This window comes from Streptomyces stoeckheimensis, from assembly GCF_045822005.1.
Lineage (GTDB): Bacteria > Actinomycetota > Actinomycetes > Streptomycetales > Streptomycetaceae > Streptomyces > Streptomyces stoeckheimensis.
This window is the reverse complement of the sequence record NZ_CP169550.1, coordinates 6,486,568-6,512,668: the sequence shown is the minus strand read 5'-3', so window position 1 is coordinate 6,512,668 and position 26,101 is coordinate 6,486,568. Positions and strand designations below refer to the sequence as shown.

Genomic DNA, 26,101 nt, shown 5'->3' with positions numbered 1-26,101 from the left:
GCACCGGGCGGGAGTTGCCCGGCCACCACCCCCGGGTACGGGGCAAACCCGCAGGTCAGCGCGATTGTCAGTGGGGGCCGCCACGATGGGGACACGTAAGAACGGCTCGATTTGCTCGATGTGTAGGAGCTACACCAGGCAGCGCCACGCGCACGCAACGACAGGAGGTTCGTCATGGCCACACCGTCCCCGTCCCCTGTCCACCCCGTCCCCCGGAAGTCGGCGGCACCGCCCGCCGCCCTCGATCTGCTCGCCAAGGCCCACGCGGGCCTGGCCGAAGCCGCCCGGCTGACCCGGCCCAACGAGCGGTACGCCACCGCCCATCTCGCCGCGCTGCGCGCCGCCGCGGCCGTGCTCGCCGTGCGCGGTCGGCCCGAACCGGTGCACCCCCGGCGCAGGCCGCGGATCCGCAGCGCGTGGGAGGTGCTCCCGGAGATAGCGCCGGAACTGACCGAGTGGAGCGCGCTCTTCGCCTCCGGCGCGGCCCGCCGGGCACGGGCGGAGGCCGGCATAGCGGGAGCGGCCACCGGCCGGGACGCGGACGATCTGGTGCGTGCCGTCGCGATGTTCGTGCGCCTGGTGGAGCGGATGCTCTCGCTCCACCCGCCGGCGCCGGCCGGTCCCGCACAAGGCCTGCCGCTGCCGCGGACGGAGCGTCCGGACGCGGGATGACCTGCCCGGCAGCCAGAGGCAATAGGGTGGGCAGCGACCGCTCACCCAACGTGCCGAGGAGCCATCAGCCGTGTCGGACACTTCCCGCCCCCGCGCCTCCCTCCGCACCGCCGTGGTGTGGGAGGTACTCAAGGAGGCGCTCGACCGCCGGGTGAAGGCGACCGGGCGGGACGTGCTGGACGTGCTGGACACGGGTGGCGGTACGGGCAAGTTCGCCGTGCCGGTGGCCCACCTCGGCCACCGGGTCACCGTGGTCGACCCGAGCCCCAACGCGCTGTTCGGACTGGAGCGCCGGGTCGCCGAGGCCGGCGTGGCCGATCTGGTCCGCGGGGTGCAGGGCGACGCCCAGGGTCTGCTCGATGTCGTCGAGCGCGATTCCTACGACGTGGTGATCTGCCACGGCGTGCTGGAGTACGTGGACGACCCGGCCGAGGGCGTGGCCAACGCGGTGGCCGCCCTGCGCCCCGGCGGCATCCTCAGCCTGCTCGGCGCCGGACTCGGCGGGGCCGTCCTGGCCCGCGCCCTGGCTGGGCACTTCACGGAGGCCCGTACGGCCCTGACCGACCCGGCCGGGCGCTGGGGCGCGGGCGATCCCGTACCGCGCCGCTTCACCGCCGAGCAGCTCTCCGCGCTGGTATCCGAGGCGGGTCTGGCCGTGGGCGCGGTGCACGGGGTGCGGATCTTCGCCGACCTCGTCCCCGGCGTGCTGGTCGACACCGAGCCGGGCGCCGTCGAGGCCCTGATGCGCCTGGAAGAGGCCGCCGCAGAGCTCCCGGCGTTCCACGCGGTCGCCACGCAGCTGCACGTCCTCGGCGAGAAGCCCGCCTGATCTGCGGAGCTTCCGGGAACGCGGTGCGCCACTCACCCTCCGAACCGGCGTCGTGACCCGTATGATCGGGGTCAGCGACCGGCATGCCGAGCGGACCTCTGGGGAATAACGCCCTCAGTGGGCCGTTCAAGACGGCGCTGAGCATTCCCCAAGCGGTACTTTTTACGGGCAGTGTTTTTTTAGAACGTGGCGTAGAGGGCGGGTATCACGGGGGCGATTCCCCGCCTATCCTGAAGGGGACCCCTGGTCGCTACCCCCCGCGACCGACGGATGAGGAGGACTCCCGTGCCGCTCTCGGAGCACGAGCAGCGAATGCTCGAGCAGATGGAGCGAGCGCTGTACGCCGAAGATCCCAAATTCGCTACAGCGCTTGAGGGAAGCGGACTGCGCACGTACACCCGGCGACGGGTCTACCAGGCAGTCGCAGGCATTGTGGTGGGTATCGCGCTCCTCATGACCGGTGTGATCGTGCCGAACGTACTGTGGATCAGCGTGGTGGGATTCCTCGTCATGCTGGGCTGTACGGTGCTCGTGGTCACCGGTTGGCGCAAGGCACCCAAGCCTGGTGAGCAGCCCGCCTCCGGTAGTGCAGGCGGTTCGCCCCAAGGGCAGAACCGGCAGCGTCGGTCGATGATGAGCCGTATCGAGGAACGGTGGCAGCGCCGCCGTGACGAACAGGGGCAGTAGGCCCCACCGACAGACTCGGGTGAGGGGACGGCCGCCGGAAGGCGGCCGTCCCCTCACTGCTGTCCTCTCCGTACTCGCCGATCCCGCTCTGTACTCACTGAATCCGCGCCGGATCACGGCTTCTGGGACATGATGATCAGATGAGTGTGCTCCCCCTGGTCTTCACCAGCGGCTGGGCCAGTGGGATCAACGCTTACGCCGTGGTCCTCCTGCTCGGCATCTTCGGCAGGACCGGCCTGACCGACGAGGTCCCCGCCTCCCTGCAGCGCACCGACGTGCTGATCGTGGCCGCCGTCCTCTTCCTGTGCGAGGCGGTCGCCGACAAGATCCCGTACGTGGACTCCCTCTGGGACACCGTCCACACCGTGATCCGCCCGGTATCCGGAGCGGTGGTCGGCGCACTGCTGGCCGGGCAGAGCGGCTCGCTCTCCGACATCGCCGCCGGCGCGGTCGGCGGCACCACCGCCCTGGCGAGCCACTTCGTCAAGGCCGGCACGCGCATGGCGATCAACACCTCGCCCGAACCGTTCAGCAACGTCGCCATGAGCACCGCCGAGGACCTCGGCGTGGGCGGGATCGTCACCTTCGCGATGTTCAACCCCGAGGCCGCCGCGATCATCTGCGCCGTCCTGCTGATCATCGGCCTCGCCCTGCTGATCTACCTCTGGGCCAGGATCCGCCGCTTCCTGCGCCGCCGCGCCCAGCGCCGCGAGGAGAAGAGACTCGCTTCCGAGGTCGCACGCGTCGCTCGATAGGCTCAGCGCATGGCACGAATTGCGGTGATCGGCGCCGGGATGGGCGCGATGGCTACGGCGGCACGGCTGGCCGTCGCCGGGCATCAGGTGACGGTGTACGAGCGCGGGGCGACCTACGGCGGAGCCGTCGGCCGGTACGCCCGCGACGGCTTCGCCTTCGACACCGGCCCCGGCCTGGTGCACCTGCCCGCCGTCTACCGCGATCTGTTCGTCAAGACCGGCAAGCGCCCCCTGGAGGAGTGCGCGGAGCTGGTCCAGATCGACCCCGCCGTCCGCTACGTCCTCCCGGACGGCCGCACGCTCACCTTCCCGGGCGGCTCGCACGGCGGCGCGGCCGCCGCCGTCGACGCGGCCTTCGGACCCGGCTCCGGGGACCGCTGGAGCGCGGTCCTGGGCCGCGCCCGTGACGCCTGGGACGCCACCCGTCGGCCGCTCCTGGAGGAGCCGCTGAAGCAGGACCGGTCGGCCCTGGGCCGCGATCCGTACCCCGCCCTGCGCGGGAGCGGGCTGCTGCGCCGCCGGCCTCCGACCCTGGCCGAGGTCGCCGCCCGCGAGCTCGGCGGCGGCGGCTTCGACGAGCTGCTGACCTCGCGCGTACGGGCGTACGGGGTCGATCCGGCGACCGCACCCGCCTCGGCGACGGTGCTCCCCTACATGGAGCAGACCTTCGGCAGCTGGTACGTGCGCGGCGGGGTCCGGGAGCTGGCCACCGCCGTGTACGAGCGGTGCCTGGAGCGGAAGGTCGCCTTCGAGTTCGGCGCGGCCGTACGGGAGGTGCTCGTGCAGGGCGGCCGGGCGGCCGGGCTGCGCCTGGCCGACGGCACCGAGGTGACGGCCGACCACGTGGTCTGCGCCGTCGACCCGCAGCTGGTGAAGGTTCCGCTCACCCAGGACTCCGCACCGGCCCGCACGGAACCCGCCCGCTGGTACACCCTCTTCGCCGCCCTGCGCGGAGCCCGGGACGCCGACGCCGTGCACCGGACGCTGCTGGGCCCGGTGACCGTGCTGCGTCCCGACGACCCGGCCACCCGCCCGGACGCAGAGCACGAGGCGGTCACCGTGCACGCCGTGGTGACCGAGGGGTCGGCGCCCGCTCCGACCGCCGAGGACCTGCTGACGGCGGCCGCGCGGGCCGTACCCGGGCTGCGGGAGCGGCTGCTGTGGCACGAGCTGCGCACCCCGGCCGACGTCCGCTCGGCCACGGGCTCGGTGGACGGCCGGGTGCCCGCGCCCTCGCTGGCCGGCGCCGGGGGACGGCTGCTGCACCCCGCGAACACCACCGGCGTACCCGGGCTGTACCTGGCCGGCGGCTGGGCACACCCGGGCGGCGGTCTGGCGCACGCGGGCATGACGGGGGCCCTGGTGGCCGGGCTGATCGTGGAGGGCGCGGACTTCCGCGGCTCCCGCTAGCCCGCCGGCGCTCTGGCCCACCGGTCCACCGGTCCACCGGGGCGGCTAGTAGCGGTACTGCTCGTACTCGCCCGTGCCCTGGTACGGATACGGGTACGGCTGCTGCTGCGGCTCCTCCGCCGGGTAGGGCTGGTTCACGTCGCGCTGCTGCGGGACCCAGACCCCGCCGGGCGGGGTGTCCATGGAGTACTGCTCCTGCTGCCCGGTCGCGTACGGGTCCGGGGCGTAGCCGCCGTACGGGGCCTCGTAGCCGTACGCCGGCTGCGGGGCGACGGCTCCGCCGGTGCCGATGTACGGATCCGAGTAGGCGGCGTAGACCTGCTGCTCGCCGGGGGCCGGATAGCCGGTGGTGTAGTCGTAGCCGCCCTGGCCCTGCGGGTCGTAGTACGCCGCGTACTGGTGGGCGTCCTGCTCGGCCGGGGCGAAGGGGGTGAACGGGGAGGCGAAGGTGCTGGTCTCGCCGGGGGCGCCGTACGGACCGGACGTGCCGGAGGCCGGCTGCGGGGGGTAGAAGCCCTGGACCTGCTGGCGCACGGCCCCCGCGGTGAACGCACCGGCATCCTCGTCGGAGTCCCCGTCCTCGGCCGGGTCGGGCCCGTACTCCAGGGCCGTCACCTCCAGGGACGGCTCCGGGCGCGCTCCGGCCCGGCGGCGCCGGCTCTGCGGGAGCTCGGGCTCGGGGGCCTTGCCCCGGCGCAGCGACCAGCCGGACACGAAGCCCTTGCGGAAGGAGAGGGTCACCAGCGTCTGGCCGATCGCGAACGCGACGGCGCCGGCCCCGATGACGAGCACCGACGGCAGCACGACGCCGGCGACCACGCCGACGAACCCGGCGAAGGCGAGCAGGCGCCAGCGCAGCCGGGCCTTGTACTGCATCAGGACCTCGGCAAGCAGCCACAGCGCGACGAAACCGAACGCGATGTAGAGGACCGTCATTCCCATGCGGGGCCCCTCTCGGTACGGCCGCCCGCCCGTGGGGGAACGGGGCCGGCCGATCAGGCCCGCTGGTGCAGGCCCAAGTTCTCGTAGATCTCGAGAGTCGCCGTGGAATTGTTCAGCGTGATGAAGTGCAGCCCCGGGACACCCTCGGACAGCAGCCGCGCGCAGAACTCCGTGGCGAACTCGATGCCAATGGAGCGTACAGCGGCCGCGTCGTCCTTGACCGCGAGCATGCGCTCTTTCACAGCCGCAGGGAAGATTGCGTTGCTGAGTTGCGGGAGCCGGTCGAGCTGCTTGATGTTCACAACAGGCATGACCTCGGGGATGATCGGGGTCTCGCAGCCCGCCTTCTCGACGCTGTCGCGCATCCGGAGATAGTGCTCCGGATCGAAGAACATCTGTGTGATCGCATAGTCGGCGCCCGCGCGGCACTTGTCCACGAAGTGCCGGATGTCCGTGTCCCAGTCCGTGGAGCGCGGGTGCATCTCGGGGAAGGCCGCGACGCCGACGCAGAAGTCGCCGGACTCCTTGACCAGCCGGACCAGGTCGGCCGCGTAGTGCACGCCCTCGGGGTGCGGCACCCACTCGCCCATGGGGTTGCCCGGCGGGTCTCCGCGCACGACGAGCATGTTGCGGATGCCGGCGTCGGCGAACTGCCCGATGACGTTGCGCAGCTCGGCGATCGAGTGGTCGACGGCGGTGAGGTGCGCGACCGGGGTCAGGGTGGTGTCCGCGGCGATCTGCTCGGTGGCCCGGACGGTGCCGCCTCGGGTCGATCCGCCGGCACCGTAGGTGACGGAGACGAAGCTCGGGGCCACTGCCTCGACCCGGCGCAGCGCGTTCCAGAGGTTGCGCTCGCCCTTCTCCGTCTTGGGGGCCCAGAACTCGAAGGAGTACGAGCGCCCGGACGCGATGAGGTCGCGGACCGTGTGTGCACGGTCCGACCAGGTGGAAGAGGTACCAAGGGCCATACGGGGAGGTTAGACGCGGTCCGGTGTCCATCGAAGCGTTGTCCACGGACTGGACGCGAAAATGAGACGCCGGGGTGGGCGCGGTGCGAGCGGCCGGGGCCGCTCGCGTCTGCCCGGGGTCCGCTAGCCGAGCCGGGCGCGGACCCGCTTGGCGAGGTCAGCGGCGGCGGCGCCGGGGTCGGAGGCCTCGGTGAGGGCCCGTACGACCACGACGCGGGAGGCGCCGGCGTCCAGTACTTCGTCCAGATTCCCCGCGTCGATGCCGCCGATGGCGAACCACGGCCGGTCCTGGGCGAGGGAGGCCGCGTGCCGGACGAGGCCGAGGCCGGGGGCGAACCGGCCGGGCTTGGTGGGGGTGGGCCAGCAGGGGCCGGTGCAGAAGTAGTCCACGCCGGCCTCGGCGACGGCCGCGTCGACCTCCGCCTCGGAGTGGCAGGAGCGGCCGATCAGGACCCCTTGGCCCAGGATGGCGCGGGCGGCGGGCACCGGGATGTCGCCCTGACCGAGGTGCAGCACGTCCGAGCCGATGGCGTGCGCGACGTCGGCCCGGTCGTTGACGGCGAGCAGCTTGCCGTGGCGGCGGGCCGCTTCGGCGAAGACCTGGAGGTGCTCCAGCTCCTCGCCCGCCTCCATGCCCTTGTCGCGGAGCTGGACGATGTCCACCCCGCCGGCGAGGACGGCGTCCAGGAACTCGGGGAGGTCGCCCTGCCGCTTGCGGGCGTCCGTGCACAGGTAGAGCCGGGCATCGGACAGCTGGGCGGCGATGGCGGACATGGGTACCCCCGGGTCGTATGTCGTACGTACGTACGCGGTGTGCGGGCCCAGGCCGGGGTCCGCACACCGCGCTTGTGCTTGCTCTTGCTTCTTGCTCTTGCTTCTTGGTGCGGAGTCAGGCTCAGATGGCGAGCGCCTGAGCGCGGCGCTTCACCTCCGTGCCGCGATTCTCGCTCAGCGCCTGCACGGGGGTGCCGGGCAGGGTCTCGTCGGCGGTGAAGAGCCACTCCAGGATCTCCGCGTCGGTGAAGCGGTCGTCACGGAGCACGGTCAGCAGACCGACCAGGCCCTTGACGATCTTGTCTCCGTCGATGAAGGCGGCGGGGACCTGGAGGGAGCGGTTCTCGCCGCGGCGCACCGCGAGCAGCTGACCCTCCTTGACCAGCTGGCGAACCTTGGTCACTTCGATGTCGAGCATCTCCGCGATGTCGGGGAGGTACAGCCAGGCGGGAACAAGGGCATCGATCTTTGCGTCAATCTCGGTCACGAGCACAAGCCTGCCATCTCGGACTGCCCGCCGGTACCCGAGCGACCCCGTCCGGGGCGCGCGGGCCCCGCCGAACGGGGCCGAAGACGGGTCCGAGCGGGCCCCGAGCCCCCGGAACCAGCCCCCCGCGGCCCGGGCCGCCCCCGACCCGAGACCCCCGTCCGGAGTCCTGGGCCCGGGGGCCCGGACACAACCCCGGAAGGGGTCCGGGCGCAGCCCGGGGGCCAGGGCGCAGCCCGGAACGGGTCCGGGCGCAGCCCGGGGAACGGGGCTCAGCCCGGAACGGGTCCGGGCGCAGCCCGGGGAACGGGGCTCAGCCCGGAACGGGTCCGGGCGCAGCCCGGGGAACGGGGCTCAGCCCGGAACGGGTCCGGGCGCAGCCCGGGGAACGGGCGAAGGGCGGGTAGGGGACTTCCACCCGCGGGGGCCCGGCTCAGGCGGCCCGGAACCGGCCCGGGCGCGGGCCCGAGCCGGACGGCGCCCGGGGCAGGCCGGCCCCGTCCCCGGCCCGCGCCCCCGCCGGGTCAGGCGGCCGTCGACTTCAGCGCGGTCCCCGGGTCCGCGACCTTCGCCGGGTCCACGGGGGTCCCCGACTCGATGAGCCGGCGCCCCTGGGCCAGGTCCCGCGGGCGACCCACCGCGAGGACCGCGACCAGCCGCCCCTCCCGCAGCCAGCACACCGACCAGGTGTCCGCCCCCGGGTCACCGCGCCACAGCATCGCGTCCGCGTCCCCGTGATGGCCCGCGTACTGCACGAAGCGGCCGAACTGCTCCGACCAGAAGTACGGGACCGGGTCGTAGACCTGCTCCCCGGAGCCCCCGGCCACGATGTCCGCCGCCACCACCCGCGGCCCCTGGAGCGCGTTGTCCCAGTGGTGCACCAGCAGCCGGGACCCGTAGCGGCCCGACGGGAACGAGGCGCAGTCCCCCACGGCGTACACCTCGGGCACCGAGGTCCGCAGCCGCTCGTCGGCGGTGACCGCTCCGTCCGGGCCGAGCTCCACGCCGGACCCGGCCAGCCATCCGGTGGCCGGCCGGGCGCCGATGCCCACCACCACCGCCCCGGCCGGCAGCGCCCGCCCGTCGGCGAGCAGGACCCGGCCCGGCTCCACGGAAGCCACCCGCGCGCCGGTCAGCAGCTCGGCGCCCGCCTCGGCATACCACCGCCCCATCGGCTCGGCCACCTCCGCGGGCAGCGCGCCCGCCAGCACCCGGTCGGCCGCCTCGACCACCGTCACGGCGCAGCCCGCCTCGCGGGCGGCCGTGGCGAATTCCGCGCCGATCCAGCCGGCCCCGACCACGACCACCGCCGAGCCGGCTGCCAGGACGGGCCGCAGCCGGGCCGCGTCGTCCAGGGTGCGCAGCAGGTGCACCCCGGGGACGCCGTCCGCGCCGGGCAGGGTCAGCGGGAGGGCGCCGGTCGCCAGCACGAGGACCTCGTACGGGACCGGTCCGGCCTCGGTGTCCACCTCGCGGTCGGCGGGCCGCAGCCCGGTGACCTCGACCCCCAGCCGGAGCTCGATGCCGAGCTCCTCGAAGTCGACGTCGAAGGCCGAGTCCTCCGCCTTGCCGAGGAGCACCGCCTTGGACAGCGGGGGCCGGTCGTAGGGCTGGTGGGGTTCGGCCCCCAGCAGGATGACGGGGCCGGTCCAGCCCTGTTCCCGGAGGGCGACCGCGGTCTGGACCCCGGCCATCCCGGCGCCGACGATCACCACGCCGCGCCGAGTGTCTTCCGCCTGCTGCGTCTGCTGTTGCGTCTGCTCGCTCACGCGGCCCAGCCTAATCAACTGACGGTCCGTCAGGAATAGCGGATGGCGACCCTCCCGGGATCCGGGCGGAAGCCGGGCTGCCGGCCGGGCCGACACCGCCGCCGGGGAGGCAGCCTTACCGGCCGTCGGCCTCGGCGTTACTCTGGCACCGAACCTATCGCGGGAGTCCGGGCGCACCGGGCTGAGAGGGAGGCTGGCCGGCCTCCGACCGTACGAACCTGATCCGGGTCATGCCGGCGAAGGGAGGGGCTGGACGCCCATGCATTCATTCAGGAACGGCCGGAGTCCCGGCTACGACGTCCTCGTCATCGGGGGCGGCATCATCGGCCTGGTCACCGCCTGGCGGGCGGCCCGGCGCGGGCTGCGCACCGCGCTGGCCGATCCGGCCCCCGGCGGCGGCGCCGCCCAGGTCGCGGCCGGCATGCTGGCCGCCGTCACCGAGCTGCACTACGGCGAGGAGACCCTGCTCGGGCTCAACCTCGCCTCCGCGGCCCGCTACCCCGAGTTCGCCGCCGAGCTCGCCGAAGCCAGCGGCGGCATGGACATCGGCTACCGCGCCTGCGGCACCCTCGCCGTCGCCCTCGACGCCGACGACCGGCTGCACCTGCGCGAACTGCACGCCCTCCAGCGCCGCTGCGGCCTGGAGTCCGACTGGCTGACCGGCCGCGAGTGCCGCCGCCTGGAACCGATGCTGGCTCCGGGCGTACGCGGCGGCCTGCGCGTGGACGGCGACCACCAGGTCGATCCCCGCCGCCTCGCGGCCGCCCTGCTGGCCGCCTGCGAACGGGCCGGGGTCGCCCTGCACCGCGCCGGGGCGGCGCGCCTGCTGACCGCCGCCGACCGTGCCTGCGGCGCCGTCCTCGACGACGCCGACGCCACGGAGCTGCGCGCCGACCAGGTGGTGCTGGCGGCGGGCTCGCTCAGCGGCCGGCTGGACGGCGTACCGCCCGAGGCCGTGGCACCCGTACGGCCGGTGAAGGGTCAGGTGCTGCGCCTCGCGGTGCCCCCCTCGTACGCCCCGTTCCTGTCCCGCACCGTACGGGCCGTCGTGCGCGGCAGCCACGTCTACCTGGTCCCCCGCGAGAACGGCGAACTCGTCGTCGGCGCCACCAGCGAGGAACTCGGCTGGGACACCACCGTCACCGCGGGCGGGGTCTACGAACTCCTGCGCGACGCCCACGAACTGGTGCCCGGGATCACCGAACTCCCCCTGGTGGAGACCCGGGCCGGGCTGCGGCCCGGATCGCCGGACAACGCCCCCCTCCTCGGCCCGACCGAACTCCCCGGCCTGCACCTGGCCACCGGCCACTACCGCAACGGCGTCCTGCTCACCCCTCTCACGGGGGACGTGATGGCGGACCTGCTGACCACCGGCGAACTGCCGGAAATCGCCCGCCCCTTCACCCCACGCCGCTTCGCCCTCGCGGCCACCCCCACCCCCACCCCCACCCCCACGTCCACCCTCACGCGACAGGAGTCGTTCGCATGACCATTTCCGTCAACGGCGAGCCGCGCGAGATCGCGGACGGGACCATGCTCGCCACGGTGGTCGCCACCCTCACCGAAGCCACCAAGGGGGTCGCGGCCGCCCTCAACGAGACCGTGGTGCCGCGCGGCCAGTGGCCGTACACCTCCGTGACCGACGGCGACCGCGTCGAAGTCCTCACCGCAGTCCAGGGAGGCTGAGCACATGGCGGACGACCTCTTCACCCTCGCCGGCCGGACCTTCTCCTCCCGCCTGATCATGGGCACCGGCGGGGCGCCGAGCCTGGACATCCTGGAACGGGCGCTGGTCGCGTCCGGCACGGAACTCACCACGGTCGCGATGCGGCGCCTCGACCCGACGGTGCAGGGCTCGGTCCTGTCCGTCCTGAACCGCCTCGGCATCGCGGTCCTCCCCAACACCGCGGGCTGCTTCACGGCGGGCGAAGCCGTCCTGACGGCGCGCCTCGCCCGGGAGGCCCTCGGCACGGACTGGATCAAACTGGAGGTCGTCGCGGACGAACGCACCCTCCTCCCGGACGGCGTCGAACTGCTCGACGCGGCCGAAACCCTGGTCGACGAGGGCTTCACGGTCCTCCCGTACACGAACGACGACCCCGTCCTCGCCCGCAAACTGGAGGACGTGGGCTGCGCGGCGATCATGCCGCTCGGCTCCCCCATCGGCTCCGGCATGGGCATCCGCAACCCGCACAACTTCGAGCTGATCACCGAGCGGGCCGGGGTCCCGGTCATCCTCGACGCGGGCGCCGGAACGGCCTCGGACGTGGCCCTGGCCATGGAACTGGGCTGCGCGGCGGTCATGCTGGCCTCGGCGGTGACCCGGGCGCAGCTCCCCGTCCTGATGGCCGCGGCCATGCGCGACGCGGTCACGGCGGGCCGCCTGGCCCACCGAGCGGGCCGCATCCCCCAACGCCGCTTCGCAGAAGCCTCCTCCCCCGCAGAAGGCCGAGCCACCCTGGACCCGGAACGCCCGGCGTTCTGAGCGGGCGGCGATACGGGTTCCCGCGCGTGCGGGGCTTGGCGGCGTACGGGGCCGCGCCCGTGCGGGGCCCTCGTACCGCCCACGTCACAGCTGGGCTGCAACCCCCCGCCGCCCGGGACGGGAGCTCGACCGGCCCTCGTAGAATCTCCGGGTGGACACGACCCTGGATGACCCCCTCGTCGGGCAGACGCTCGACGGCCGCTACCGCGTGGACGCCCGTATCGCGGCCGGCGGCATGGCCACGGTCTACCGGGCCGTCGACACCCGGCTGGACCGGGTCCTCGCGCTGAAGGTGATGCACCCGGCCCTCGCCGCCGACCCCGGCTTCGTCGACCGGTTCATCCGGGAGGCGAAGTCCGTGGCCCGCCTGGCGCACCCCAACGTCGTGGCCGTCTTCGACCAGGGGACGCACGGCCCGTACACGTACCTCGCCATGGAGTACGTGTCCGGCTGCACCCTGCGCGACGTGCTCCGCGAGCGCGGCGCGCTCCAGCCCCGTGCGGCCCTCGACATCCTCGAACCGGTGCTCGCCGCCCTCGGCGCCGCGCACCGCGCCGGCTTCGTACACCGGGACATGAAGCCCGAAAACGTGCTGATCGGCGACGACGGCCGGGTCAAGGTGGCCGACTTCGGGCTGGTCCGGTCCGTGGACTCCGTCACGAACACCACCGGGTCCGTCCTCGGCACCGTCTCCTACCTCGCCCCCGAGCAGATCGAGAACGGCGTCACGGACACCCGCGTGGACGTCTACGCCTGCGGCGTCGTGTTCTACGAGATGCTCACCGGCTCCAAGCCGCACACCGGCACCAACCCGGCCCAGGTGCTCTACCAGCACCTCAACGAGGACGTCCCGCCGCCGTCGGCCGCCGTCCCCGGGCTGCCCGTCGCGCTCGACGAGCTCGTCGCCCAGGCCACCGCGCGCCACCCCGATCTGCGTCCCTACGACGCGGCCGCTCTCCTCGGGCTGGCCATAGGGGCCCGTGCCCAGCTCTCCGACTCCGAGCTGGACGCCGTACCTCCGCAGGCCCGGGCCTCGGAGCGGACCGCCGCCGAGGACCGCACCAGCGTGATCCCCCGCCCGGTGACCACGCAGGCCTCGCACGCCTCGCATGCCGCGCACACCACACACGCTTCGCACGCCGAGCCGGTGTCCCACACCTCCCGGCTCGCGGCTCCGCCCCTGCCCCCGGCGCCCGCGCCGGCCGCCTCCCGGATCCGGCGGCCCGGCGTACTGCTCGTCGTACTCGGCGTCCTGCTCTTCCTCGGCCTCGGCACGGGGGTCTGGTACATCAGCTCCGGCCAGTTCACGAAGGTCCCCAACCTGCTCGGCAAGACCGAGGCGGAGGCCAAGTCCCAGCTGTCGGCGGCCGGACTCGGAGTGAAGCGGGTCGACCGGAAGTTCAGCGCCGCCTTCGACAAGGGGACCGTGATGAACACCGACCCCGCCGGCGGCAAGCGCATCCGCGGCAACGGCGCGGTGACGCTCACCATCTCGCGCGGACCCGAGGTCGTCGTCGTACCCGACCTCAAGGGCAAGCCCCTGGAGGCCGCGAAGGCCGAGCTGACCTCGGTCGGCCTGACGCCGGGGGCCGTCACGCAAGCCTTCAGCCAGGACGTCGCGCAGGGCTCGGTCATCAGCACGGACCCGACGGGCGGCCAGAAGCGGTCCCTCGACACCCTGGTCACGATGGTGGTCAGCAAGGGCCGCCCGGTGCCGGTCCCGCGCGTCACGGGGACCTCCCTCGACCAGGCCCGTTCCACCTTGGAGGGCCTCGGCCTGAAGGTGGAGACGGCCCCGGAGGAGGTCAACTCCCCCTCCCCCGCCGGTACGGTCGCCAACCAGTCGATCGGCGCCGGCAGCCAGGCCGCCGCGGGTGACACCGTCACCCTCACCGTGTCCAAGGGGCCCCGCCAGATCCCGGTCCCGGACGTCACCGGCCAGGAGGCCGACGCGGCCCGCAAGACCCTGGAGGGGCTGGGCTTCAAGGTCAAGGTCGACAAGCCCTTCCTCTCCTTCAGCAACACCGTCGATTCCCAGTCGGTCCCCGCGGGCCAGAACGCCGCCGAGGGCAGCACCATCACCATCAGGACCAAGGGGCTGTAACAGCACGCCATGAACAACAATTCAACGGGCCGCAATCCAGTCGGCGGGCACGTGCCCGTCGCGGGCGGGCTGGCCTCGGTCGGGCTGTCGTACGCCCGCGAGATGGGTGCCGAGGCCGTCCAGGTCTTCGTCGCCAATCCGCGCGGCTGGGCCACCCCGGTCGGCAATCCCGCCCAGGACGAGCTGTTCCGCGAGGCCTGCGCGACCGAGGGGATCCCGGCCTACGTCCACGCGCCGTACCTGATCAACTTCGGCTCGCACACCGAGGCCACCGTCGAGAAGTCCGTGGAATCGCTGCGGCACTCGCTGCGCCGGGCCCGCGCGATCGGTGCGCTCGGGGTGGTCGTGCACACCGGCTCGGCGACCGGGGGCCGGCCGCGCGAGGCGGCGTACGCGCAGGTCAGGGAGCACATGCTGCCGCTGCTGGACGAGCTGACGCATGACGACGACCCCTTCCTGCTGCTGGAGTCCACGGCCGGTCAGGGTTCCTCGCTGTGCTCGACCGCCGAGGAGTTCGGCCCGTACTTCGACGCCCTCGACCGGCATCCGATGCTGGGGATCTGCCTCGACACCTGCCACATCTTCGCGGCCGGGCACGATCTGGCGGAGCCGGGCGGGACGAAGCAGACGCTGGACCTGCTGGTGGACACGGTGGGCGAGGACCGGCTGAAGCTGGTGCACGCCAACGACTCCAAGGAGGGTGTGGGCGCCCACAAGGACCGGCACGCGCAGATCGGTCAGGGGCACATCGGGCGCGACGCCTTCGCCGAGCTGTTCACGCACCCGGCGATGGAGGGCGTACCGCTGATCATCGAGACGCCCGGCGGCAAGGAAGGGCACGCGGCGGACGTGGCGCTGCTGAAGGAGCTGCGCGAGCTCGGCTGATCCTTTGATCCCTCGACCCCGTTGAGGAATACCCCAGGGGGGTATACGGTTCTGTCATATCGACCGACAGAGCCGCTATCCGGCGTTCCTCGCCAGGGGGTTGTCATGGAACACGCGCACGAGCAGCACCACGGACAACACCAGCACCAAGGCCACTCGGGGCCTGAGCACCACGGCCACCACCACACCACCTCCGGCGGCAAGGTCACCTGGGCCGCCGCCGCGCAGGCCACGCTCCACTGCCTCACCGGGTGCGCCATCGGCGAGGTGCTCGGCATGGTCATCGGAACGGCGCTGGGCTGGGGGAACGCCCCGACGATGGCCCTCGCGATCGTCCTCGCGTTCTTCTTCGGCTACGCGCTCACCCTGCGCGGGGTCCGCGCCGCCGGCCTGGATTTCCGTACGGCCATTCGGGTGGCGTTGGCGGCGGACACCCTTTCCATCGCCGTCATGGAAGTGATCGACAACGGGGTGATCCTGCTCTGGCCCGGAGCCATGGACGCGATGCTGTCGGACGCACTGTTCTGGACCGCGCTCGCGATCGCGTTCGCGGTGGCCTTCGTCGTCACGACGCCGGTCAACAAGTGGATGATCGGCCGCGGAAAGGGTCACGCGGTGGTCCACCAGTACCACCATTGAGCCACCGAACCGACGAGCTACAGCTCGGGGCCGTCCCCCGGCTCCTCCTGGTACGAGTAGCGCTGCTCGCGCCAGGGGTCGCCGATGTTGTGATAGCCGCGCTCCTCCCAGAAGCCGCGGCGGTCGGCGGTCATGTACTCGATGCCGCGGACCCACTTGGGGCCCTTCCACGCGTAGAGGTGGGGCACGACCAGCCGGAGCGGGAAACCGTGCTCGGCTGTGAGCAGTTCGCCGCCCTGGTGGGTGGCGAAGACGGTCCGCTCGGAGGCGAAGTCCGCGAGGCGCATGTTGGAGCTGAAGCCGTACTCGGCCCACACCATCACGTGCGTGACCTGCGGGGACGGCGGAGCGAGGCCGAGGATCCTGCGGGCGAGCACGCCGCCCCATTCGGCACCGGTCATGCTGAACTTCGTCACGCAGTGCAGGTCCGCCTCGACGGAGTCGAACGGCAGGGCCGCGAACTCCTCGTGGTTCCAGCAGTGCTTCTCACCGTCGGCCGTCGCGCCGAAGACGCGGAACTCCCAGCGCTCGGGCTTGAACTTGGGTACCGGTCCGTAGTGGGTGACCGGCCAGCCTCGCTGCAACCTCTGCCCCGGGGGAAGCTCCAGTTGTTCTGATCCCGGAGATTCCCGGCTTTCCGGCTGACCCATGTCTCCATGGTGACAGACTTGGCGGGGTGGTCATGACCAGCTTCGCCCGGATTCGGGCAAGTCACGGCAACTCCCACTAAGGAGGCACTTACTGGACGGCCTCCTGTGGCGGTGCAAGGATGCGCGCACCTGCCCCGTCACATTGCTGACATTGCTTGGAAGGAGCCTCTGCGATGCAGGGCGACCCCGAGGTCCTCGAGTTTCTCAACGAGCAGCTGACCGGCGAACTTACGGCCATCAACCAGTACTGGCTCCACTACCGGATCCAGGACAACAAGGGTTGGACGAAGCTCGCCAAGTACACGCGCGAAGAGTCCATCGATGAGATGAAGCACGCGGACAAGATCACCGAGCGCATCCTGATGCTCGATGGTCTGCCGAACTACCAGCGCCTCTTCCACGTCCGCGTGGGCCAGACGCTGACGGAGATGTTCCAGGCCGACCGGCAGGTCGAGGTCGAGGCGATCGACCGCCTGAAGCGCGGCATCGAGGTCATGCGCGGCAAGGGTGACGTCACCTCGGCGCGGCTCTTCGAGGAGATCCTGGAGGACGAGGAGCACCACATCGACTACCTCGACACCCAGCTGGAGCTCATCGAGTCCATCGGCGAGGCGCTCTACATCGCGCAGCTCATCGAGCAGCCGAGCTAGCCCTACGCGGCTTCGGCGAGCTCTGTACCAGCCGGTACCAGTGCCGCCACCAGCGGGTCGGCCGTGAGCACGGCGGCGGCGTCGCCCTTCTCCAGCAGTTCACGGCGCGGGCAGGCCCCGCGGCCGAGGAGACCCTGGATGGTCCGCACGCAGGAACCGCAGTCGGTGCCGGCCTTCGTGGCCGAGGCGATCTGGCGGGGCGTGCAGGCTCCGGCCTCCGCGTGGTCCTTGACCTGCTTGTCGGTGATCCCGAAACAAGAGCAGACGTACACGCGGTTCACCTCCCAGGAAGGAATGGTTCGGCCAGCCATCCCCTATTCGGTGAGGCTTACCTAACCATACCCAAACTTAGGGTTCCCTAAAAGAGCCGGGAACGACGATGGGGCGCGGATCACATTCGATCCGCGCCCCATCGTCATGAGGTGCTCACAGCGAGCTGCCGTCCTACTGGTCGCGGTACATCTCGGCGACGAGGAAGGCCAGGTCCAGGGACTGGCTGCGGTTGAGGCGCGGGTCGCAGGCCGTCTCGTAGCGCTGGTGCAGGTCGTCGACGAAGATCTCGTCGCCGCCGCCCACGCACTCGGTGACGTCGTCACCGGTGAGCTCGACGTGGATGCCGCCCGGGTGGGTGCCGAGGCCCTTGTGGACCTCGAAGAAGCCCTTGACCTCGTCGAGCACGTCGTCGAAACGGCGCGTCTTGTGGCCGGAGGCCGCCTCGAAGGTGTTGCCGTGCATCGGGTCGGTGACCCAGGCGACGGTCGCGCCGGAGGCGGTGACCTTCTCGACGAGCTCGGGGAGCTTGTCGCGGACCTTGTCGGCGCCCATGCGGACGACGAAGGTCAGGCGGCCCGGCTCGCGCTCGGGGTCGAGGCGGTCGATGTAGGTGAGCGCCTCGTCCACCGTGGTGGTGGGGCCGAGCTTGATGCCGATCGGGTTGGCGATCTGCGAGCAGAACTCGATGTGCGCGTGGTCCAGCTGGCGGGTGCGCTCACCGATCCAGACCATGTGGCCGGAGGTGTCGTACAGCCGGCCGGTGCGGGAGTCCGTACGGGTGAGGGCGCCCTCGTAGTCGAGGAGCAGCGCCTCGTGGGAGGAGTAGAACTCGACGGCCTTGAACTCGGCCGGGTCGGTGCCACAGGCCTTCATGAAGTTCAGCGCGTTGTCGATCTCCCGCGCGAGCTGCTCGTAGCGCTGCCCGGAGGGGGAGTTCTTCACGAAGTCCTGGTTCCAGGCGTGCACCTGGCGCAGGTCGGCGTAACCGCCGGTGGTGAAGGCGCGCACCAGGTTCAGCGTGGAGGCCGACGCGTGGTACATGCGCTTGAGGCGCTCGGGGTCCGGGACGCGGGACGCCTCGTTGAAGGCGAAGCCGTTCACGGAGTCGCCGCGGTAGGTCGGCAGGGTGATGCCGTCGCGGGTCTCGGTGTCCTTGGAGCGCGGCTTGGAGTACTGGCCCGCGATGCGGCCGACCTTGACGACGGGCACGGAGGCCGCGTACGTCAGGACGGCGCTCATCTGGAGCAGCGTCTTCAGCTTGGCGCGGATGTGGTCGGCGGAGACGGCATCGAAGGCCTCGGCGCAGTCGCCACCCTGCAGCAGGAACGCCTCGCCCTTGGCGACGGCTCCCAGGCGGGCGCGCAGCTGGTCGCATTCGCCCGCGAAAACGAGGGGAGGATACGACTCGAGGTCCGCGACGACAGCGCGCAGGGCCTCGGCATCGGGGTACGAAGGCTGCTGCGCCGCGGGAAGGTCCCGCCAGGTCGCCTTGGAGGCGGGGGCTTGGGTTTCAGCGTTCACGGTCACCCCACACACATTACGGCGTCACACCGCACCTCCCGGTCGAGGACCACTACGTGAGACGGATGTCTCTCGCTCTGTTACTCACCCGTTTACCCGCCCCGGCCGGACGAGTGGGCTAGGGTGCGGAGCATGTACGCGCACTCGAACCAGAACTGGTGGTGGCCCGCTCCCGGCGGCCCACTTCTCGCGCGTACCTGAAGACACGAGCGAAACGAAGGCCGCCCCGAGGGGCGGCCTTCCGCATTCTGTGAGTCGACACAGTCTTTGGAACACCGGGCCGTCCCACCCTCCGAAACCGGATAGGACGCCCACTCCATGCACCCGAACCCTCACCCGCACCCTCACCTGAGCCGGCTGCTCGACGACACCTGCCCGCCGTTCGCGCTGCTGCGCCGCCGCACGCCCGGCCGCGACCACGACACCGTCGAGGTGCTGATCGGCCCGGTCCACGAGGCCGAGCACCTGGCCAACCTGCCCGTCGGCGAGCGGCCCGCCCTGGCCCTCGTTCCCTTCCGCCAGATGCGGGAGCGCGGCTTCGACGTGCGAGACGACGGCACGCCGCTGAGCGTCCTGGTCGCCGAGGAGGCCTACGAGATCCCGCTCGCCGAGGCGCTGGCCGCGCTCCCGGCCCACGAGGTGCGCGTCGACGGCGGCGGCTTCGACGTCCCCGACGAGGAGTACGCGGACACCGTCCGGCGGGTCATCGAGGACGAGATCGGCCGGGGCGAGGGCGCGAACTTCGTCATCCGGCGCACCTACGGGGGCCGGATCGAGGGCTTCGGCCGCGCCGACGCCCTCGCACTGTTCCGGCGGCTGCTGGAGGGCGAGCGGGGCGCGTACTGGACGTACGTGGTCCACACCGGGGACCGCACCCTCGTCGGGGCCAGCCCCGAGGTGCACGTGCGGATGTCCGGGGGCACGGTCGTGATGAACCCGATCAGCGGTACGTACCGCTATCCGGCCGGGGGGCCGACGGCCGACTCCCTCCTCGCCTTCCTCGGGGACCGCAAGGAGACCGAGGAGCTGTCCATGGTGGTGGACGAGGAGCTCAAGATGATGTGCACCGTCGGGGACATGGGCGGGGTGGTCGTCGGCCCCCGGCTCAAGGAGATGGCGCACCTCGCGCACACCGAGTACGAGCTGCGCGGCCGGTCCTCGCTGGACGTGCGCGAGGTGCTGAAGGAGACGATGTTCGCGGCGACGGTGACCGGATCGCCGGTGCAGAACGCCTGCCGGGTCATCGAGCGGTACGAGACGGGCGGGCGCGGCTACTACGCGGGCGCGCTGGCCCTGCTGGGCCTCGACGCCTCGGGCGCCCAGACCCTCGACTCCCCCATCCTCATCCGGACGGCGGACATCGCGCCGGACGGCGCGCTGCGGGTGCCCGTCGGGGCCACCCTCGTACGGCACTCCGACCCGGCGGGCGAGGTGGCGGAGACGCACGCGAAGGCGGCCGGGGTGCTGGCTGCGCTGGGCGTCCGCCCGGCGGCGGTACGGCCCACGGCCGACGGCGGGGCCGGGCCGCGGCTGGCCGACGACCCCCGGGTGCAGGCGGCCCTGGCGGCTCGCCGCGAGGACCTGGCGCCGTTCTGGCTGCGGATGCAGGAGCGGCCCTCGCAGGTGACGGGCCACGCGCTGGTGGTGGACGGGGAGGACACCTTCACCTCGATGCTGCGGCACGTGCTGCGGGTGGCCGGGCTGGAGGTGACCGTACGCCGCTACGACGACCCGGGGCTGCGTGCGGCCGCCCTGACCTGGGACGGGCCGATCGTGCTCGGCCCCGGCCCGGGCGACCCGGCGGACTTCGGCGACCCGAAGATCCGCACGATGCGCGAGCTGACGGCGGAGCTCCTGGCCTCGCACCGGGGCGGCCTGCTCGGGGTCTGCCTCAGCCACCAGCTGCTCGCCGCCGAGCTGGGGCTCCCGCTGGTCCGCAAGGCGGAGCCGGCGCAGGGGGCGCAGACGCGGATCCCGCTGTTCGGGGCGCAGGAGGTCGTCGGCTTCTACAACACGTACGCGGCGCACTGCTCCGCGGAGCGGGAGCGGTCCCTGGCCCTGCGCGGAATCGAGGTCTCCCGCGACCCCGACACCGGCGAGGTCCATGCACTGCGGTCCCTCACGGGCGGCTTCGCGGGCGTCCAGTTCCACCCGGAGTCGGTCCTCACCCTGCGCGGCGCGGAGCTGGTCCGCGACGTGATCGCCGGAGTCCGGGCGCCCGCCCGGGCCTAGCCGCTGCGCGGAGCAGTCCCCTACCCGCCCTTCCACCGTTCCCCGGGCTCCGCCCGGACCCGGTCCTCAAACGCCGGACGGGCTGGCAAATCCAGCCTCGCCGGCGTTTGAGGCACGGCCCCGGGGGTGGAGCCCCAGGGGGTCCGGGCGCAGCCCGGGGACGGAGTCCGGCGCACCGGTGCGAGGGGTGCCTCAAGAAGGGGAGCAGCGCGTCAGGAGGCGCCGGCGGGGCTCAGGGTGTTTTCCGAGCGGCGGCCCGCCAGGTAGTCCGCGACGTTGGCGACCGTGGTGTCGATGATCTGGCTCACCGCGTCGAGGGTGTAGTACGCCTGGTGGGAGGTGACGACCACGTTCGGGAAGGTGATCAGCCGCGCCAGGGTGTCGTCCTCGACGACCACCAGGGACTTGTCCAGGAAGAAGAGTCCGGCCTCCGCCTCGTACACGTCCAGGCCGACCCCGGTGAAACGCCCCGACCGCAGCTCCGTGACCAGCGCGTCCGTGTCGACGAGCCCGCCGCGGCTGGAGTTCACCAGGATCGCGTCGTCCTTCATCAGCTTGAGCGCCTGGGCGCCGATGATGTGGTGGGTGGACTCCAGCAGCGGAACGTGCAGGCTGATCAGGTCCGAGGACGCGAACAGCTCGTCCTTGTCCACGTACTTCATGCCCAGCTCCACGCACGCCGGGTTCTGCGCCACGTCCCAGCCCAGCAGGTTCATGCCGAAGCCGTGGGCGATCCGGGTGAACGCCTCCCCGATCTTGCCGGTGCCGAGCACCCCCACCGTGCGGCCGCGCATGTCGCGGCCCATCAGGCCGTTGAGCCGGAAGTCGAAGTCCCGCGTGCGGTTCGAGGCCCGGACGATCCGCCGGTTCACCGCCATGGCCAGGGTCCACGCGAACTCGGCCACCGAGTACGGGGAGTAGTACGAGACCCGGCCGACGGTCAGGCCGAGCTGCCGCGCGACGTCCAGGTCGATGTTGTTGAAGCCGGTGGACCGCTGGGCGATCATCTTCGTCCCGCCCGCGGCCAGGGTGCGCAGCACCCGCCCGCTCAGGTCCGCGTTGACGCTCGACGACACGATCTCGTACCCGGCCGCGATGGGGGCGGTGTCCTCGCTGAGGAAGACGTCCAGGCAGCGCACCTCGTGCTGCCCCGCGAATGCCTTCTCGATGAGCGGCTTCTCGTCCGCCGTCACCCCGAATGCCAGGATTTCCACGTTCGCTCCCGTACTGCGCCAAAGAATCGGACCATGGGTCGTTTGTCACCTTACGACCCATGGTCCCGACCCGCCCTGCGCCCAGCCCGGGGCTCGACCGAGAACTCAGCCGAAGAACACTCCGGCCTCCTTGTACAGCGCCGGGTCCACCGTCTTCAGCTTCGCCGTCGCCTCGGCGATCGGCACCCGCACGATGTCCGTGCCCTTCAGCGCGACCATCTTCCCGAAGTCCCCGTCGCGCACCGCGTCGATCGCGTGCAGCCCGAAGCGGGTGGCCAGCCACCGGTCGAACGCGCTCGGGGTGCCGCCCCGCTGGATGTGTCCGAGTACGGTCGTACGGGCCTCCTTGCCGGTCCGCGCCTCGATCTCCTTGGCCAGCCATTCGCCCACGCCGGACAGCCGGACGTGCCCGAAGGAGTCCTTCGTCGCGTCCTTCAGCACCATGTCGCCGTCCTTGGGCATCGCGCCCTCGGCGACGCACACGATCGGCGCGTAGCTCGCCTTGAAGCGGGAGGTCACCCACTCGCAGACCTGGTCCACGTCGAAGCGCTGCTCCGGGATGAGGATGACGTTGGCGCCGCCCGCGAGCCCCGAGTGCAGGGCGATCCAGCCGGCGTGCCGGCCCATCACCTCCACGACCAGCACCCGCATGTGCGATTCGGCGGTGGTGTGCAGCCGGTCGATGGCCTCGGTCGCGATGCCGACGGCGGTGTCGAAGCCGAAGGTGTAGTCGGTGGCCGACAGATCGTTGTCGATGGTCTTCGGGACCCCGACGCAGGGGATGCCGTACTCCTCGTAGAGCTTCGCGGCCACGCCCAAGGTGTCCTCGCCGCCGATCGCGACGAGGGCGTCGACCTCGTACTTGGCGAGGTTCTCCTTGATCTGGCGGACGCCGTCGTCCAGCTTGAACGGGTTGGTGCGCGAGGAGCCGAGGATGGTCCCGCCGCGCGGCAGGATCCCGCGGACGGCGGGGATGTCGAGCGGGACGGTGCGGCCTTCGACCGCACCCCGCCAGCCGTCCTTGAACCCGATGAACTCGTACGCGTACTCCTGGACGCCCTTGCGCACGACGCTGCGGATCACCGCGTTGAGCCCGGGGCAGTCGCCGCCGCCCGTCAGCACTCCGACCTTCATGGCCTTCATGGAATTTCCCTTCGCCACAGGGCCCGCTGAGGCCGCGGGGCCCGCATGACGGTCACGCTAGTGGTGACTCAGGTCACAGCAAGGCCTGAGGAAGGGTCAATTCCGGGGGAATTGCGGGGCGTTGCGTACGCCCGTTCACTCGTACGAGGGGCGGCCTCGCCCCGTGCGCGCCTCAGGCGTCGTCGAGGCCGCGCTCGATCGCGTACCGGACGAGCTCCACCCGGTTGTGCAACTGGAGCTTGCCCAGGGTGTTCTGCACGTGGTTCTGCACGGTGCGGTGGGAGATGACCAGCCGTTCCGCGATCTGCTTGTACGAGAGCCCCTTGGCCACCAGCCGCAGCACCTCGGTCTCCCGGTCGGTGAGCTGCGGTGCCTTCGGCTCGTCCGAGGCGGCCGGCGCCGGGTCGGTGGCGAGGCGCCGGTACTCGCCGAGGACCAGGCCGGCCAGGCCCGGGGTGAAGACGGGGTCGCCGGCCGCCGTGCGGCGCACGGCGTCGATGAGCTCCTGGGCGCCCGCGGACTTCAGCAGGTAGCCGGTCGCGCCGGACTTCACCGCTTCCAGGACGTCGGCGTGCTCGCCGCTCGCGGAGAGCACGAGGACCCGCAGCGCCGGGTTGGCGCCGACCAGTTCCTTGCAGACCTGGACCCCGGGCATGCCGGGCAGGTTGAGGTCGAGGACCAGGACGTGCGGGGCCGCCGCGCGGGCCCGGCGGACGGCCTCGGGTCCGTCGCCCGCGGTGGCCACCAGGTCGAAACCGGCGGCGGCCAGGTCGCGGGCGACCGCGTCCCGCCACATCGGATGGTCGTCCACGACCATGACCTTGATGCCGCCCAGGCCGTTCTGCCCGGCCTGCTCGCCGTGCCCGCTCTGCTCGCTCGACTCGTTCATGTGGTGCTCCCCCTCGGTACTTTCAGTTCCACTTCGGTGCCCTGCCCCGGGACGGACACCAGCTCGGCGCTGCCGCCGAGGTCGCGGAGCCGGCCCCGGATCGACAGGGCCACTCCCATCCGGCCCTCGCCCTCGGCCTGGTCGAGCCGGCCGGCCGGGATGCCCGGACCGTCGTCCCGGACGGTCACGATCACCTCGTCGCCCCAGTCCTCGACCAGGATCCAGGCACTGGCCCCCTCGCCCGCGTGCTTGCGCACGTTGTCGAGGGCGGCCCCGACCGCCGCGGCCAGCTCCCTGGCGGCGGGCACCGGCAACGGCACCGGGGTGCCCGGTTCCGCGAAGCTCACCCGCGAGCCCGCGTGCGGGGCGAGGAGGGCCCGCAGATCGAGCTCGCCCTCGTCCTCGCCTGGTTCCTCTACCTCGACGGAGGCCACGATCGCGCCGTGCGCCTCGTCGCGGGAGATCCGCGAGGGGCGCGCCAGTCCGCTGGAGACCAGGGTGCGCAGCGCGACCTCCTGCTCCCCCGCCATCCGGCCCAGCTCGGCGGCCTCCCCACCCAGTTCGGTGCCGCGCCGCTGGACCATGGCGAGGACCTGGAGGACCCCGTCGTGGATGTCGCGGGCGAGGCGTTCGCGCTCCCGGGTGGCGGCCTCTATCTCCAGGGCGCGGGCGAGGGTGGCCTCACTGGCCCGGGCCACCTCGACGACGTAGCCGATGGCGACGGAGGCCACCCAGACCAGGAGCACGTTGTGCAGGGTGTCCCGGGTGGGTTCGCCGCGCTGCACGAGGTTCGCGGCGGCGACGAAGCTGGAGGCGAAACAGGCCCAGCGCCAGCCGCCCTTGAGGGCGAAGGCGAGGACCGCGCCCGCGGTCCATATGGAGGGCAGCGTGGGGCCGCCGCCCGTGACGCGTTCGTGGCTGTCGGCGAGCGGGGTGAGCAGGATCCCGACGCAGGCGACGGTGAGGTCGGCGCACAGGAACCGCTTGGTGCAGCTGGCGGCGTTGGCCACCTTGGGGAGCGTGACCAGGGTCCAGCCCGCCAGGAAGGCGAGGTAGGAGGCCGCGATCCAGGGGCGGTCGAACTCCTTGTAGGCGGAGGCGAACAGCAGGGCCGCGTAAACCATGGTGAGCAGCCGGTAGGCCGTCAGGGCACGCCACAGCGGCTGCTCGACCGACATGCGTACGACGCGCTCGCGCTTCGCCATCTCCCCCACCCCGTACGGGCGGTCCCGCCCGTGTGCTGCTACTTGTCGGTGTCCGCGGCGGCCGGTCCGGCCTTCTCGGTGCTTTCGGTGCTTTCGACGGGTGCGGCCTTCCCGGCCTGCTCCGCCTTCTCGGCCTTCTCGCTCTTCGCGGCGGCCTTCTCCGCGTCGGCGATCTGCCGCTTGGCGGCCGTCGCGTAGATGTCGACGTACTCCTGGCCGGAGAGCTTCATGATCTCGTACATGACCTCGTCGGTCACCGAGCGGAGGATGAAGCGGTCCCCGTCCATGCCGTGGTAGCGGCTGAAGTCCAGCGGCTTCCCGATCCGGATACCCGGTCGCATGAGCTTCGGAACCACCTTGCCGGGCGGCTGGATCTTCTCCGTGTCGATCATCGCGACGGGGATCACGGGCGCGCCGGTGGCCAGCGCCACCCGGGCCAGACCGCCGGGCTTTCCGCGGTACAGCCGGCCGTCGGGTGAACGCGTCCCCTCGGGGTAAATACCGAACAGCTCTCCGCGCTCGATGACGTCGATGCCGCTCTTGATGGCGGCCTCGCCGGCCCCGCGCGCACCGGAACGGTCCACCGGGAGCTGGCCGACGCCCTTGAAGAAGGCGGCCGTCAGCTTGCCCTTGACGCCCGGGGAGGTGAAGTACTCCGCCTTCGCGATGAAGGTCACCTTCCGGTCCAGCACGGCCGGGAGGAAGAAGGAGTCGGAGAAGGACAGGTGGTTGCTCGCGAGGATCGCCGGCCCCTCTGCGGGAATGTTCTCGAGGCCCTCCACCCACGGCCTGAAGGCGAGCTTCAGGGAACCGCCGATCGAGAACTTCATTGCGCCGTAGATCAACTCGAAAGCCTTCCTGTGTCTGTCGAACAGACCATATCCCGTGGTCGCACCCGGAGCCGTCCGACGACCCTGG

26 protein-coding genes and 1 riboswitch are annotated in these 26,101 nt (G+C 71.9%); of the genes, 13 read left to right on the top strand and 13 right to left on the bottom strand.

Annotated elements, in window-relative coordinates; translation table 11 throughout:
- Positions 1-174: 174 nt before the first annotated feature.
- The 5 genes from ACE1OC_RS29490 to ACE1OC_RS29470 all read left to right on the top strand — a co-directional run bounded on the left by ACE1OC_RS29490 (position 175) and on the right by ACE1OC_RS29470 (position 4,353).
- Positions 175-672: an SAV_6107 family HEPN domain-containing protein gene (locus ACE1OC_RS29490; RefSeq protein WP_407839560.1), complete on the top strand. Its 498-nt coding sequence runs from the start codon at positions 175-177 to the stop codon at positions 670-672.
- Between the two features lie 70 nt (positions 673-742).
- Positions 743-1,501 carry a class I SAM-dependent methyltransferase gene (locus tag ACE1OC_RS29485; RefSeq protein ID WP_407839559.1) on the top strand — a complete coding sequence of 253 codons (759 nt, stop codon included), beginning with the start codon at positions 743-745 and terminating at the stop codon, positions 1,499-1,501.
- Between the two features lie 285 nt (positions 1,502-1,786).
- Positions 1,787-2,188: a DUF3040 domain-containing protein gene (locus tag ACE1OC_RS29480; RefSeq protein WP_407839558.1), complete on the top strand. Its 402-nt coding sequence runs from the start codon at positions 1,787-1,789 to the stop codon at positions 2,186-2,188.
- Between the two features lie 140 nt (positions 2,189-2,328).
- On the top strand, positions 2,329-2,943 hold the full coding sequence (locus ACE1OC_RS29475) for a DUF4126 domain-containing protein (protein WP_407839557.1): 615 nt from the start codon (positions 2,329-2,331) through the stop codon (positions 2,941-2,943).
- 9 nt (positions 2,944-2,952) lie between these two features.
- Complete coding sequence (locus ACE1OC_RS29470) at positions 2,953-4,353, top strand: phytoene desaturase family protein (protein WP_407839556.1); 1,401 nt, start codon at positions 2,953-2,955, stop codon at positions 4,351-4,353.
- A 45-nt stretch (positions 4,354-4,398) separates the two neighbouring features.
- Here the strand turns inward: ACE1OC_RS29470 and ACE1OC_RS29465 are convergent, their stop codons facing one another.
- The 5 genes from ACE1OC_RS29465 to ACE1OC_RS29445 all read right to left on the bottom strand — a co-directional run bounded on the left by ACE1OC_RS29465 (position 4,399) and on the right by ACE1OC_RS29445 (position 9,293).
- Positions 4,399-5,295, bottom strand: a complete 897-nt coding sequence (locus ACE1OC_RS29465) for a hypothetical protein (protein ID WP_407839555.1) — start codon at positions 5,293-5,295, stop codon at positions 4,399-4,401.
- A 53-nt stretch (positions 5,296-5,348) separates the two neighbouring features.
- The gene (gene metF / locus ACE1OC_RS29460) at positions 5,349-6,263 is read right to left on the bottom strand and encodes a methylenetetrahydrofolate reductase [NAD(P)H] (protein ID WP_250743730.1); all 915 of its coding nucleotides are present in this window, start codon (positions 6,261-6,263) and stop codon (positions 5,349-5,351) included.
- Between the two features lie 123 nt (positions 6,264-6,386).
- A complete protein-coding gene (gene thiE, locus ACE1OC_RS29455; RefSeq protein WP_407839553.1) occupies positions 6,387-7,037 on the bottom strand; it encodes a thiamine phosphate synthase in 651 nt (216 codons plus the stop codon).
- 121 nt (positions 7,038-7,158) lie between these two features.
- Positions 7,159-7,524, bottom strand: a complete 366-nt coding sequence (locus tag ACE1OC_RS29450; RefSeq protein WP_243330105.1) for an Rv2175c family DNA-binding protein — start codon at positions 7,522-7,524, stop codon at positions 7,159-7,161.
- A 524-nt stretch (positions 7,525-8,048) separates the two neighbouring features.
- Positions 8,049-9,293, bottom strand: coding sequence for an NAD(P)/FAD-dependent oxidoreductase (locus tag ACE1OC_RS29445; protein WP_407839552.1), 1,245 nt, complete (start codon positions 9,291-9,293; stop codon positions 8,049-8,051).
- A 149-nt stretch (positions 9,294-9,442) separates the two neighbouring features.
- A riboswitch (TPP riboswitch) is annotated at positions 9,443-9,555 on the top strand.
- Here ACE1OC_RS29445 and thiO point away from each other — a divergent pair.
- The 6 genes from thiO (at position 9,553) to ACE1OC_RS29415 (ending at position 15,406) form a co-directional block, all read left to right on the top strand.
- Positions 9,553-10,782: a glycine oxidase ThiO gene (gene thiO, locus ACE1OC_RS29440; RefSeq protein WP_407839551.1), complete on the top strand. Its 1,230-nt coding sequence runs from the start codon at positions 9,553-9,555 to the stop codon at positions 10,780-10,782. Its footprint overlaps the riboswitch before it by 3 nt.
- Positions 10,779-10,979: a sulfur carrier protein ThiS gene (gene thiS, locus ACE1OC_RS29435; RefSeq protein WP_243330100.1), complete on the top strand. Its 201-nt coding sequence runs from the start codon at positions 10,779-10,781 to the stop codon at positions 10,977-10,979. The genes thiO and thiS overlap by 4 nt, the downstream gene beginning before the upstream one ends.
- A gap of 4 nt (positions 10,980-10,983) precedes the next feature.
- Positions 10,984-11,778 (top strand): thiazole synthase, encoded by a 795-nt coding sequence (locus ACE1OC_RS29430; RefSeq protein ID WP_407839550.1) that lies wholly within the window; start codon positions 10,984-10,986, stop codon positions 11,776-11,778.
- Between the two features lie 151 nt (positions 11,779-11,929).
- Positions 11,930-13,882 (top strand): Stk1 family PASTA domain-containing Ser/Thr kinase, encoded by a 1,953-nt coding sequence (gene pknB / locus ACE1OC_RS29425; RefSeq protein ID WP_407839549.1) that lies wholly within the window; start codon positions 11,930-11,932, stop codon positions 13,880-13,882.
- 9 nt (positions 13,883-13,891) lie between these two features.
- On the top strand, positions 13,892-14,767 hold the full coding sequence (locus ACE1OC_RS29420) for a deoxyribonuclease IV (protein ID WP_407839548.1): 876 nt from the start codon (positions 13,892-13,894) through the stop codon (positions 14,765-14,767).
- A 105-nt stretch (positions 14,768-14,872) separates the two neighbouring features.
- The gene (locus tag ACE1OC_RS29415) at positions 14,873-15,406 is read left to right on the top strand and encodes a DUF4396 domain-containing protein (RefSeq protein ID WP_407839547.1); all 534 of its coding nucleotides are present in this window, start codon (positions 14,873-14,875) and stop codon (positions 15,404-15,406) included.
- Between the two features lie 17 nt (positions 15,407-15,423).
- Here ACE1OC_RS29415 and ACE1OC_RS29410 read toward each other — a convergent pair whose 3' ends face one another.
- Entirely contained in the window at positions 15,424-16,056 is a 633-nt protein-coding gene (locus tag ACE1OC_RS29410) for a sulfite oxidase-like oxidoreductase (RefSeq protein ID WP_407839546.1), read from the bottom strand.
- A gap of 173 nt (positions 16,057-16,229) precedes the next feature.
- On the opposite strand from ACE1OC_RS29410, the gene bfr reads away from it, so the two are divergent.
- On the top strand, positions 16,230-16,706 hold the full coding sequence (gene bfr / locus ACE1OC_RS29405) for a bacterioferritin (protein WP_112446344.1): 477 nt from the start codon (positions 16,230-16,232) through the stop codon (positions 16,704-16,706).
- A 2-nt stretch (positions 16,707-16,708) separates the two neighbouring features.
- Here bfr and ACE1OC_RS29400 read toward each other — a convergent pair whose 3' ends face one another.
- Together ACE1OC_RS29400 and ACE1OC_RS29395 are read right to left on the bottom strand one after the other, a co-directional pair.
- A complete protein-coding gene (locus ACE1OC_RS29400) occupies positions 16,709-16,987 on the bottom strand; it encodes a (2Fe-2S)-binding protein (RefSeq protein ID WP_407841714.1) in 279 nt (92 codons plus the stop codon).
- A gap of 163 nt (positions 16,988-17,150) precedes the next feature.
- On the bottom strand, positions 17,151-18,515 hold the full coding sequence (locus tag ACE1OC_RS29395; protein ID WP_407839545.1) for a class II 3-deoxy-7-phosphoheptulonate synthase: 1,365 nt from the start codon (positions 18,513-18,515) through the stop codon (positions 17,151-17,153).
- A 303-nt stretch (positions 18,516-18,818) separates the two neighbouring features.
- On the opposite strand from ACE1OC_RS29395, the gene ACE1OC_RS29390 reads away from it, so the two are divergent.
- Positions 18,819-20,732, top strand: a complete 1,914-nt coding sequence (locus ACE1OC_RS29390; RefSeq protein WP_407839544.1) for an anthranilate synthase family protein — start codon at positions 18,819-18,821, stop codon at positions 20,730-20,732.
- Between the two features lie 212 nt (positions 20,733-20,944).
- On the opposite strand, the gene ACE1OC_RS29385 is transcribed toward ACE1OC_RS29390, so the two are convergent.
- The 5 genes from ACE1OC_RS29385 to ACE1OC_RS29365 form a co-directional block, all read right to left on the bottom strand.
- Complete coding sequence (locus tag ACE1OC_RS29385) at positions 20,945-21,946, bottom strand: 2-hydroxyacid dehydrogenase (protein WP_407839543.1); 1,002 nt, start codon at positions 21,944-21,946, stop codon at positions 20,945-20,947.
- 105 nt (positions 21,947-22,051) lie between these two features.
- Positions 22,052-23,080 (bottom strand): 6-phosphofructokinase, encoded by a 1,029-nt coding sequence (locus tag ACE1OC_RS29380; RefSeq protein ID WP_254383951.1) that lies wholly within the window; start codon positions 23,078-23,080, stop codon positions 22,052-22,054.
- 181 nt (positions 23,081-23,261) lie between these two features.
- Positions 23,262-23,906: a response regulator gene (locus tag ACE1OC_RS29375; RefSeq protein WP_250743819.1), complete on the bottom strand. Its 645-nt coding sequence runs from the start codon at positions 23,904-23,906 to the stop codon at positions 23,262-23,264.
- 68 nt (positions 23,907-23,974) lie between these two features.
- On the bottom strand, positions 23,975-25,183 hold the full coding sequence (gene macS / locus ACE1OC_RS29370; protein WP_407839542.1) for a MacS family sensor histidine kinase: 1,209 nt from the start codon (positions 25,181-25,183) through the stop codon (positions 23,975-23,977).
- Positions 25,184-25,221: 38 nt separating this feature from the next.
- Positions 25,222-26,013 (bottom strand): lysophospholipid acyltransferase family protein, encoded by a 792-nt coding sequence (locus tag ACE1OC_RS29365; protein WP_407841713.1) that lies wholly within the window; start codon positions 26,011-26,013, stop codon positions 25,222-25,224.
- Between the last annotated feature and the right edge of the window lie 88 nt (positions 26,014-26,101).